Source organism: Nitrospira sp. BLG_2, from assembly GCF_049222245.1.
In genome coordinates, this window is record NZ_JBLYIG010000591.1 from 1 (window position 1) to 10,926 (window position 10,926).

Consider the following 10,926-nt stretch of genomic DNA (forward strand, 5'->3'; position numbering starts at 1 on the left):
GAACATACAGCGGCGCAATTACTTCGCCGGCGATCTCGCCTCGACGAAGCCGCTCCATTCCGATACGAGCGACCTGGCTAGCGGAAGGCCTGAAGACTTGATCGGGCCCTACCGTGACGGTGACTGACGGCCGCAATGCCGCTTGGATCTCATGTCCCATCGACGACCATCCGTCTCCAAATACGATCGTGTGTTCGGTGAGACTCTGCGCTAACGCTTTTGGAGTTCCTACTTGTTCGTTGAGCACACGATTCAATCGCTGATCCCCTACCCAGCGAAAAATCGCCCAATAGACTTCCCCACGACGACTGATCAATATCGGACAGATAGGAACGGATGCCGCTTCCAGGCTCCTCGCCATGGTTTCCAATGTCGGTACCAATACCAGCGGAAGACCAGTGGCCCCCCGAAGTCCAAGGCACGTTGCAATACCCACTCTAATACCGGTAAACGACCCCGGCCCGATCGAACAGGCAAGGCCACTGAGATCGCTGAGTCGCAATCCGGATTGAGACAATAGTCGATCGATAGCGGGCAAAAGGAGAGAGCTCTGAATACCACCAGCCTCTTGCTCATGCATCGCTAAGATGAGCTGGTCTTCGAGGATCGCGATACTCTGCCAGGTCGTGGCCGTTTCAACCGCAAGGATTTTCATCGATGATCTATTAGGAGAGCTGGCCTAAGTCTTCTACCCTTATAGCTTGATTGTGATGCATCTCATGGAAAATAACTTGTACTGAGCCTTGTCCGCGACCATCTTCGAGAGAAATCTTGAACGGCCGGAATAGCCGAATATCCTCATCACCTACAGCCTGTGCTCGAACACTTCCCTCCTCGAGCGGCCTAAAATCATCGTACTGAATCGTCGCCTCGACCTCTCCACTCGACCCAAGCCAGTCTTCTTGTACCACCAGCAATCGGCGGTCAAACCATAGGCGGCGGATCGGAGGACGCGACGAGCCCGTTCCCTCAGCGGTCGGCGCATAGACATCGAGGCGATATCGGCCCTTCTCTTCTATGACCTTAACTGCTTCATCCCTGGCAACGGAATTCGTCCCCAGCACACTACCGAGCGCCCATACACTCAACTGAGAGAATCGAGCCAACCTCCCCACATCCTTCATGTCAGACCGGTGACCAGCATAGGTTTTCCCCTCGAGAGGCAAGCGGAGCTTGTACAAATCATCGGCTTGAACAAAGTCGAACAACTCGCTTCCGAGAGGAGTAAAGCCTCTCAGCCGCAAAGCGTTCGGCCGACGGTAGTAGACCGCGCCCTCGACTCGTGAGGCGATTGGAATGAGCCCACCCCGGACTTTCGCGCTGAACAATCCCTTCACAGATTGGATGGCCGCTTCACGGTGATGCAAAAGAGCCGTCAATTCCTGCGCCGTAACTTTTCTGAGCGGCAGTTCTTCTCTTGGCGTCATGAGAGTACAACCGGTCAACATGAAAGTCGCCATGCAGAGACCGAGAGCGCGCTCCAACCCCTTACTCCCGCTCCGTTCCGTCCTACAAGAACGCAGAGGTGGGGCAGAATCTATGCGCATGACACAAGAGTATTGTGAGGCGGCACGCTGGACGAGCACTGAGCCTCGCCTGCCTCTCGCTTCCCCATTTCTACGCCAACACCACATCCAATGCCTCTCGCACTTCTTGAATCCCGATCAGCTCAATCCCATCGATGGGATCGAGCTTCATGAGATTTCGTTCAGGCAGAATACATCGCTTGAACCCCATCTTGGCGGACTCTCGAATGCGCAGTTCAGCCTGACTGACGGCGCGCACCTCACCTCCCAAGCCAACTTCACCTAAGACCACCGTTCCCGGCTCGACAGACACCTCCCGTAAACTAGATGTGACAGCCGCAATAATGCCTAAGTCAATCGCCGGTTCGTCGATATGCATCCCTCCCACGACATTCACATACACATCTTGTCCGGAAAGATGGACTCCGAGCCGTTTCTCCATCACGGCAAGCAGCAGCGAGACTCGATTGACCTCCACTCCATTCGCCATTCGTTTGGGCATGGCATAGGTTGTTGAGGAAACCAGTGCTTGCAATTCGATCAGTATCGGCCTTGTACCTTCAAGGCTCGACACAACCACAGATCCGGTACTCCGTTCAGAGCGTTCAGCCAAAAATAGCTCCGAGGGGTTATTCACCTCTTCAAGCCCTGCCTCCTTCATCTCAAACACCCCAATTTCGTTCGTCGATCCAAAACGATTCTTCACCGCGCGGAGAATTCGGTAGCTGTGCCCTTTATCTCCCTCAAAGTATAAAACCGTATCGACGATGTGCTCCAGCAGCCGTGGCCCGGCAATCGCCCCTTCTTTGGTCACATGCCCAATGATAAAGACCGGGACACCGGCTCGTTTCGCAAACCACATCAGCTGCCCAGCGACTTCTTGAACTTGACTGATGCTACCAGGCGCAGATGTCATTTGTTCCGTGTACACCGTCTGAATTGAATCGATCACGACGGCAGCCGGCCCACATTCCTGGACTGCTTTCAGAATCTGCTCAAGGGAAGTTTCGGCGAGAATGAACAGATGCGGATGCTCGATGCCTAGCCGCTGTCCTCGCATCTTCATCTGCCGGGGAGACTCTTCACCAGAGACGTAGAGAACCGGGGCCTCCTTCGTCGCCAACCGGGGCAAGGCTTGCAAGAGCAGCGTCGTCTTCCCAATTCCGGGATCGCCTCCGATCAAGATCACCCCGCCGGGAATGACTCCACCTCCCAGAACTCGATCGAATTCACCAATACGGGTGAGCCGTCGGTCCTCCCCCACTACTTCGATTTCATTAATAGGCGTAGGCTTGGCCTGAGTTATCTTCATGGCAGCAGGCCGTCCCTTCCCCGTAGACGCTTGTCGCTCCTCTTTCATCGTATTCCAGCCGCCGCAGTCTGGGCAGCGACCGAGCCATCGTGGCGCCTGATGTCCACAGGCTTGGCAAGAAAAGACGACCTTGGATTTCAACAATGGCCTCGTGGATGAAAACTATACCAATGCATCCATCTTAATGAATCTATGCATAGAATAAAAGCTTGGAAGAGCCGTATGAAGCGACGAACTCAGCTTGGCATCTTGAATTTCGGAAGGATTAGAAAGACCACATCACAAATACATCTAAATCCACGTGAGGTAGTCACCATGAGAGTGTCTGTGCAAATAGCGTCGCGGGTTACCGATGGAGAGATAGCGACAGTCCACTGCAGATTAGGGCTTCGGTCGGAAACTTTAACCTTGACGAATCATCATGATTTACCCTAACTATTGTTGATAAACTCACTCTACTTTATGAAGCTCTCGAAGAAAAGTGAATACGGCCTCCGGGCGCTGCTTGAACTCACGTTGGCCCATGGAAAGATGACGCTGCAGCGTCACCACATTGCCGCTCGCCAGCATATCCCCGTTGAATTTCTAGAGCAGATTCTTCTCACGCTCAAACGAGCCGGCCTCATCTCCAGCCGGCGTGGTGTCAACGGAGGATATGTCCTTATCAAACAGCCGAACGAGATCACACTCGGTCAAGTCATCCGCATACTCGATGGTCCGCTGGCGCCGATCGGCTGTGTCAGTAAGACGGCGTACCAGAAATGCAGCGATTGTCCTTATACGAATAAGACGCGGTGTCCCGTACAACAAGTCATGGGCACGGTCCGTGATGCGATTGCCGGAATCCTTGATCACTATTCGCTCGCCGACTTTGCCGCAGACCATCCCGAAGGCTAAGCATTCATGGATACAGTTGTTCTTGTCCTCATTACGTTTATCGCCGCCACAGTGAACGGCGCCTTAGGGTACGGCTTTTCCTCCATTACTGTTCCCGTGGCCTTGTTGTTCTACACCAATCGCATATTGAACCCTGCCCTCGTGCTGATCGAACTCGTCATTAATGGATATGTGCTGTTCATGAATCGGAACAGTATCCCGAATATCTGGCGGCGTGTGGTTCCCATTCTGATCGGTCTGGTCGTCGGAATCGGCATTGGTAGCTATATTCTCTTTTTGGTTCAGCCTGCATGGATCAAATTCGTCACCTATTTCTTTTTATTACCGTTGATCCTCCTTCAAGCTGCCGGTATCCGAAGACCCATTCAGGCTGAAAAGGCTATTGCCATCCCGTTTGGAATTGGAATCGGAACACTCTATTCGGTCACGACCATTTCCGGTCCCCCTCTTGCGCTGCTCTTCAACAATCAGGGATACGCCAAACAAGATTTCCGCGCTGCCTTGGGAGTCATTCGTGTCGCTGAATCCTCCCTCACAGCGATTGCGTATGGATTCATCGGCTTCTACAGTGCCGACAGTATGGATATTATTCCCTACATCGTTCCGAGCGTCATCATTGGTATTCCACTCGGAACCTATCTCATCCGATTGATGGATCCCGAAACGTTCAGACGCATTTGCATGGCATTCGACGGGTTAGTGGTCGGATTCGGCCTGTCTCGGGTGTTAGTGGAACTCGATTTTGCCACACCCATGACAACCTACAGTATCTTGTCGATCGTGATTCTCATAAACGGTTACCTGTTGTTTCGATTTTTTAGAGATCGAGCAGATCCCCAATCATAATATCCCCTCGTAATACATTCAGCTGTCTTTCATCACAGAGCAAGTGGCTCAGGTCCTAACAGCTTCCGCTGTTCCATTGCCGAATTTGATTTGGATGCTAAGCCCTTCACTCCAGCCACCCCTCATGGCTGCAGTAAATTTATAAGCCATTGAATAAACTTATTACTTTTACAATCAAAAATGGCATTCGTTTTGCTTGGCCCATCCTTCCCTAGGAATACCCCGAGGTTGCACTGCAACACGATAGGTCATCCATCAACCATAGGGAGAGGTTCAATGTTGTCAAATAAGACGTTGATTCAACTTGGTGGCCGGAAGTCTATGGGTTCAATTCTCCATCTCATCCTGTTGAGCATCATTCTTTTACCATTAGCCAGCTGTACCGGCGGTGAGGGAGAGGCAGGACCAATGATTTCCAGCCTCGCCACACCAACAGAAGACGCCACGACTGATTCAAATTCGGATCTTTCCAACTCGGAGCCTTCTCTCGACGATACTGAACCAGATATGGGTGGAGAAGAACCCATGCCCATCTTGGAAGAAGCTGGTGATTCCACTTCCTCCCCTGCCGATGTAGCTAGTGATCCAAGCATATCAGGCTCCGAGGAGACGGAAGACCTCATCGCTTCCTTACCTGCCACTCCGGAGAACAACCCGGTCATTTCAATGTCCTCCACACCGACCGGAGCAGCCGCCAATTTAACATGGCAACCATCTTCTGATCCCAAGAGAAAGGGTTACTACGTCTACTACGGGAAACAGCCAGCAGAAAGTCCGGGGGTGTGCTCCTATGAGGAGCGGATAGCTGTTGATACTCCATCCGTCACGATCGCCGAACTTGAACCCAACACGCCTTATTTCTTTGCCGTCAGTGCTTACGATAGCTTTGAAAGCCCTTGTTCGAATGAAGTCACAGCGATAACGCCTCCCGCTGGGACCTGACATGTCATGTAGTTCACAGGCGAGCGGCGAAGGGTCTCGCGGAAATGAGCACGACGCGCCTCAGGAACGGCCCCTCTGCGTTTGCAGCAAGCGCCCGAGGGGTTCGTCGCTAGGCGTGGGATCAGGAGATACTTTGCCTGCTGTTCTACCGTCAGCGTCGGACCAAAATCACTAACGCCGCATAGAGTGCGAGGACCTGCCGCGGGGAGGTGGCGCGGTCTTCCGCCAATTGGTGGGAGTTGCTCCTCTCCAATGCGCCAGCCCTGCAAAATCTTCGGCCTCAATCGACCGCGGCGTGAACCCTCGTGCCTTACCGGCCTGTTGTCGCGTCAGCTGCTTCGCGAGGACTGGGAATCACAGGACTCGCCGAAGTTCGCTTCCATGATTCTGTCCGCTCACCTCATTCATACCTAGGAGTCTACAGAGGACATATCTGACATTTCTATTGCGAGGAAGAGGCAATATCATTGTGGAATTACAGAGCTCATCTCGTCATTGACCTCTGCCCGGACGATTTGTTAGCCTCAAGTTCTGTCAGGCTACTGCCGAGAGCATACAATCAAATACTACACGTCCTTGATCTCTTTCCGAAAGGATCTCCCATGGCCGGTTTAATTGCCTCCCCTGAACTACTCAATGCCTTACACAATAAGGCAACTCAACTCCGCATCCACAGTGTGCGGGCTACCAGCGAGGCCGGGAGCGGCCATCCCTCGAGCTGCGCATCCGCTGCCGACGTCGTCGCCGCATTGTTTTTCTCCGTCATGCGTTACGATCCCCATAATCCAAAGGCGCCTAACAGCGATCGTTTTATCCTGTCAAAAGGACATGCGGCTCCGCTGCTCTACGCTGCATGGGCGGAGGCGGGTCTCTTTCCGCAGAGCGAGCTCTTAAAATTGCGCACCTTGGCGTCCGACCTTGAAGGACATCCGACTCCCCGCTTGTCCTTCGTCGATATGGCCACTGGTTCGCTTGGGCAAGGACTTCCCGTTGGGATCGGCATCGCGTTGAACGCGAAGTTCGTCGACAGGCTCGATTATCGGACCTACGTGTTGATGGGTGATGGAGAATCGGTCGAAGGATCAGTCTGGGAGGCTGCCGAGATCGGCCGACAATATGGTTTGGATAATTTGTGCGCCATTGTTGATGTGAACCGACTGGGTCAGAGCGACCCCACCATGCTGCAGCATGACATGGATGCGTACCGTTCCCGGTGGGCAGGATTCGGATGGCATGCCATCGTCGTTGACGGTCATGATTTCACAGCCATCCTCACGGCGTTTGATGAGGCTGCCCGCACCAAAGGACAACCGACCGTGTTGCTGGCTCGAACGTACAAAGGCAAGGGTATTTCATTCATCGAGAATAAGCCAGACTGGCACGGCAAACCGCTTAAAAAAGGCGAAGAGACTCAAAAGGCCCTCGACGAACTCACGAAGCAATTGAGCCCGAACGGCGCGGTGATTCAAATTCCAAAACCATCCGCTCCCAGCACCGCTCCTGTACCCATCGCCCCGATGCCCCCCGCGCCTTATAAAATCGGAGACTCCGTCGCAACGCGTGAAGCCTTCGGTACGGCATTGGAAGCCTTGGGATCTGTGAACCCCTCGATCGTCGCACTAGATGCCGACGTAAAAAACTCCACGTACACCGACAAATTCGGCAAGAAGTTTTCCAATCGGTTCTTTGAGAGTTTCATCGCGGAACAAAATATGGTGGGTGCCGCCGCCGGTCTGGCTGCCTGCGGCAAAATTCCCTTTGCCGCAACCTTCGCCTGTTTCTTCAGTCGCGCCTACGACTTCATCCGTATGGCCGCGATCAGCGGTTCAAACATTAAGCTCGTCGGAACCCATGTCGGCGTCAGCATCGGCGAAGATGGACCGTCGCAAATGGGTTTGGAAGATATCGCCATGATGGCGGCACAACCAAACGTGACGGTGCTCTATCCTTCAGATGGCACCGCAACCTATCAATTAGTCGAGGAAGCTGCGAAGCGTAAGGGGATGGTCTATATCCGTGCCGGAAGACCGAAGACTCCGGTCCTCTACGGATCAGAGGAACGGTTCCACATCGGCGGCAGCAAAATCCTCCGGCAGAGCGCTTCGGATGTACTCACAATCGTGGCAGCAGGAGTGACGCTGTTTGAAGCCTTGAAAGCCCATGACCAGTTGAAGTCAGCAGGCATTGCCGTTCGCGTGATCGATCTCTACAGCATCGTTCCCATCGATAGAACTAGCTTGCTGGAGAGTGGTCGGGCGACCCAGCGCCGAATTCTCACGGTTGAAGACCACTACGCCCACGGAGGTCTTGGTGATGCTGTTCTCAGCGCCGTTGCAACGGAGGGCATGAAAGTCTATAAACTCGCCGTTCGTGAAATCCCACATAGTGGCAAGCCAGATGAGCTCGTCGACCGCTATGGAATTGGAATGCGGTCCATTGTTGATACAACCAAACAGATCATCCGTGAACATTAAGTTGGACATGGAACCGTCCGAACGAAAACCTTCCGCATCACAATTGCCCATCGGCAAATGATTCGCCTTACGAAACATTCCTTGCAGTCCGGCATTGATGTCACAAAGTCAGATCACGTGGCGACATGATGTATCTTAGGTTTTCGTTTTTTACCCGAGAAAATATGGTATAGTCCATGCCAATCGAAACTGCACCGCACTGCGAACGACTCTAGTAAACAAGACGGTAGCTGATCCATTACATTCAATAGGAGGGTACGAATGACGAGAAGGAATGCGAGCCTCTCAGCGCTGATAATGGGATGTACCTTGGTGTTTTCAGGAAGCATGGCTTCCGCCGAGGATCTACCCCCATTGCCTCCGGTTCCGCCAGACTATGCCGACAAAAAAATGCCGGCCGGCGGGTGGACCGATCCAAAAGCCATTGAGGAAGGGGGAAAAATTTATAGGGGCGAATTCAAAACGGAGGTCAACTGCAGCAGTTGCCACGGAAAAGACGGCGCACCGGTAAAAAAGGGGGCGCGGGATCTTCGTGATCCAAAACTCGTCTGCCGTTTCTCAGATGCTTTCTGGTTCTGGCGGGTATCGGAAGGTGTTCCCAAGACCAAGATGAAGGCCAATAAGGGCCTCCTGTCCGAGGAACAGATCTGGCAAGTCATGGCATATGAAAATCAGTTCTCACACGGAGGTAAGCCGGCCGATCGCTCGTGTTACAAACCCTAAGATAACGTGCAGAGAATGACTGAAGAGTAGTAACGACTGATCGACCCTATACAATAGGGTAACGCAACTCAAAGGGAAAGAGAGCATGATGCTCTCTTTCCCTTGTTCATTCGGCACTACTGCACTGTCAAACTTTAAGCATGATTAGGGGCGACAAACACCAATATTATGAGCCGGTGGCTCGTATGGTTCTTCACACCATGTTCCTCCCCGGCTGGCGCCAGAATTCCTTGCCCTGCCTCAAGCATTCGATGGTCTGTACCGACCTGAAATGTTCCTTGTCCCTCTAGAACGATATACACCTTATCCTGGTCGCCATGGACATGACCCTTTTGTTCTTGTCTCGGCTCGAAACAATAGATATCACAGAAGAAGCGCTCCGTTTGAAACAGATTGTTCTTCTTCATTTTGTCGTCGGTAAACTGCTGGAAGTCGGCAAGTGTCACGACCTTCATTATAGATACTCCCCTGTCTCCGCACGTAAGAACCGATAGTCACGACATATAGGACAACAACTCATGTATGCATGTTTGAGTTCGTTCAGAGCATTGTTCATCCCTTCCCGATCTCGTGCGACTTTGTATTAGAGGCCTTTTCATTCATCCGATCTCTCTTTGACACCGCTCGCAAACGCCACTGATACGACGACACTTGCCGCCAATCTACCTCGATCATGATTCCCTCATAATGCTGGCCGAAGTATAGTCGGTGACGATGTCAAAGTCACGATCACTAAACTTTTATGGGGAAGCAGCCGAAAAGGAAAGTCGTGACCCACATACTCGCATTCGAGGAGTAACCCTCATATGGCTTCTGAAATAGGATCGGTAGCCACCCCGGTTGAACGGCTGGAACAAGACTTCATCCGAAAAATTGAGGCAGGAGAGGTTGAGCTCCCCCTGCTCCCACAAGCCGCCAGCCAGGTGCTGGCGTTGGCGGCGGATCCAGCCTCCGATGCGGCGAAACTCTCATCCTTGATTCACCAAGATCAAGCGCTTGCTGCACATGTCATGCGGATCGCCAATTCACCGGCCTACATGCCTCGCAGCCCTGTGGTCTCTCTCCAGCACGCGGTGGCCATGCTGGGCATTACCCTGCTGTCTGAGATTGCCTTTACGGCTTCATTGAAGTCCGGCGCGTTCAAAGTTCCGGGACATGAGGACGATGTAAAACGACTGTGGCGCCACTCGCTGGCGAGCGGAGCCTTCGCGAAGGAAGTCGCCCGCATGAGACGTGTCAACGTCGAAAGCGCATACCTTTGCGGTCTGCTGCACGAAATCGGAAAACCCGTCGTATTGCAGACGGTGGCGACCCTTGCACATGCGCAACGAGTTACACTTGAGAAATCGGTATTACATGGCTGGGTCGACGGCTACCATTCCCGCGTCGGCGCACTCATCGCAGAAAAATGGAGTTTACCCAAACAAGTAGCGGCAGCGATCCAATATTACGAAGATTACGACCACGCCGATTCATTCCGTCAAGAGTGCCTGCTCACCTGTGCCGCCGATAGACTGGCGAGCCATCTCCTGACCCCGGATGATATGTTGGAAGCGACGCTCCGTGCGCAGACAGTCTTCGGGGAACTCAATCTATATCCCAACGACATCAACCAACTCCTGGCCAGAAAGGATCATGTGCTGGCTGTGGTGAATGCGCTCAATTTATGAGTACGCCCATTGCATTCGATATTATCGTGATCGGCGCCGGTCCAGCCGGCCAAAAAGCGGCGGTCCAAGGCGCGAAGGTCGGTAAGCGCGTGGCGTTGATTGAGCGGGAGCGCGGTATCGGAGGCAGCTGCGTCTATCGCGGCACGATCCCCAGCAAGACGCTGCGAGAAAGCGCCCTCCATCTGGACGGACTTAAACGGGCGGGAGAAGCGTTCCAATTCAGCCTCAAACCCGATACTCAAATTGCGACTCTCTTGAGCCGTCTTGAAGACGTCGTCCAAGCGCACGATTCTTTTATGAGCCGTCAGATCCGGCGCAACGGCATCTCACTGTTTCACGGACGAGTGCGTTTCCTAAGTGAACACACGATCGAAATGCAAACCGTGGACGGAGCGCAACAACAATTCACTGCCGACATCATCGTGGTAGCCACGGGCTCGCGTCCTAAAAACCCCGAAGAGATTCCCGTCGACCACGAGCACATCCTCGACAGCGACTCACTGCTTTCCATGATGTACTTGCCCCGGTCACTGGCT

At 53.1% G+C, this 10,926-nt stretch carries 11 protein-coding genes; 7 read left to right on the forward strand and 4 right to left on the reverse strand.

Features of this window, described 5'->3' with window-relative positions; genetic code table 11:
* The 3 genes from tsaB to radA form a co-directional block, all read right to left on the reverse strand.
* Nucleotides 1-655, reverse strand: a 655-nt coding sequence (gene tsaB / locus ACOSYY_RS15700; protein WP_421663559.1) for a tRNA (adenosine(37)-N6)-threonylcarbamoyltransferase complex dimerization subunit type 1 TsaB, incomplete at its 3' end; no start/stop codon positions are given.
* A gap of 10 nt (nt 656-665) precedes the next feature.
* Nucleotides 666-1,448, reverse strand: coding sequence for a hypothetical protein (locus ACOSYY_RS15705; protein ID WP_421663561.1), 783 nt, complete (start codon nt 1,446-1,448; stop codon nt 666-668).
* A gap of 169 nt (nt 1,449-1,617) precedes the next feature.
* Nucleotides 1,618-2,982 (reverse strand): DNA repair protein RadA, encoded by a 1,365-nt coding sequence (radA, locus tag ACOSYY_RS15710; RefSeq protein ID WP_421663563.1) that lies wholly within the window; start codon nt 2,980-2,982, stop codon nt 1,618-1,620.
* Between the two features lie 318 nt (nt 2,983-3,300).
* Between radA and ACOSYY_RS15715 the strand changes: the two genes are divergently transcribed.
* From ACOSYY_RS15715 to ACOSYY_RS15735, 5 genes are all read left to right on the forward strand, one after another.
* The gene (locus ACOSYY_RS15715) at nt 3,301-3,735 is read left to right on the forward strand and encodes an RrF2 family transcriptional regulator (RefSeq protein ID WP_421663565.1); all 435 of its coding nucleotides are present in this window, start codon (nt 3,301-3,303) and stop codon (nt 3,733-3,735) included.
* Between the two features lie 6 nt (nt 3,736-3,741).
* Nucleotides 3,742-4,581: a sulfite exporter TauE/SafE family protein gene (locus tag ACOSYY_RS15720; RefSeq protein WP_421663567.1), complete on the forward strand. Its 840-nt coding sequence runs from the start codon at nt 3,742-3,744 to the stop codon at nt 4,579-4,581.
* Nucleotides 4,582-4,857: 276 nt separating this feature from the next.
* Nucleotides 4,858-5,523 (forward strand): fibronectin type III domain-containing protein, encoded by a 666-nt coding sequence (locus ACOSYY_RS15725; RefSeq protein WP_421663569.1) that lies wholly within the window; start codon nt 4,858-4,860, stop codon nt 5,521-5,523.
* 602 nt (nt 5,524-6,125) lie between these two features.
* Entirely contained in the window at nt 6,126-7,997 is a 1,872-nt protein-coding gene (locus tag ACOSYY_RS15730; RefSeq protein WP_421663571.1) for a transketolase, read from the forward strand.
* Nucleotides 7,998-8,258: 261 nt separating this feature from the next.
* A complete protein-coding gene (locus ACOSYY_RS15735) occupies nt 8,259-8,720 on the forward strand; it encodes a c-type cytochrome (protein ID WP_421663573.1) in 462 nt (153 codons plus the stop codon).
* A gap of 134 nt (nt 8,721-8,854) precedes the next feature.
* Here ACOSYY_RS15735 and ACOSYY_RS15740 read toward each other — a convergent pair whose 3' ends face one another.
* Nucleotides 8,855-9,175, reverse strand: coding sequence for a cupin domain-containing protein (locus ACOSYY_RS15740; protein WP_421663574.1), 321 nt, complete (start codon nt 9,173-9,175; stop codon nt 8,855-8,857).
* Between the two features lie 351 nt (nt 9,176-9,526).
* On the opposite strand from ACOSYY_RS15740, the gene ACOSYY_RS15745 reads away from it, so the two are divergent.
* Together ACOSYY_RS15745 and ACOSYY_RS15750 are read left to right on the forward strand one after the other, a co-directional pair.
* Nucleotides 9,527-10,390 (forward strand): HDOD domain-containing protein, encoded by an 864-nt coding sequence (locus ACOSYY_RS15745; protein WP_421663575.1) that lies wholly within the window; start codon nt 9,527-9,529, stop codon nt 10,388-10,390.
* On the forward strand, nt 10,387-10,926 hold a 540-nt coding region (locus ACOSYY_RS15750; RefSeq protein ID WP_421663576.1), incomplete at its 3' end, for an FAD-dependent oxidoreductase. The genes ACOSYY_RS15745 and ACOSYY_RS15750, both read left to right, overlap by 4 nt.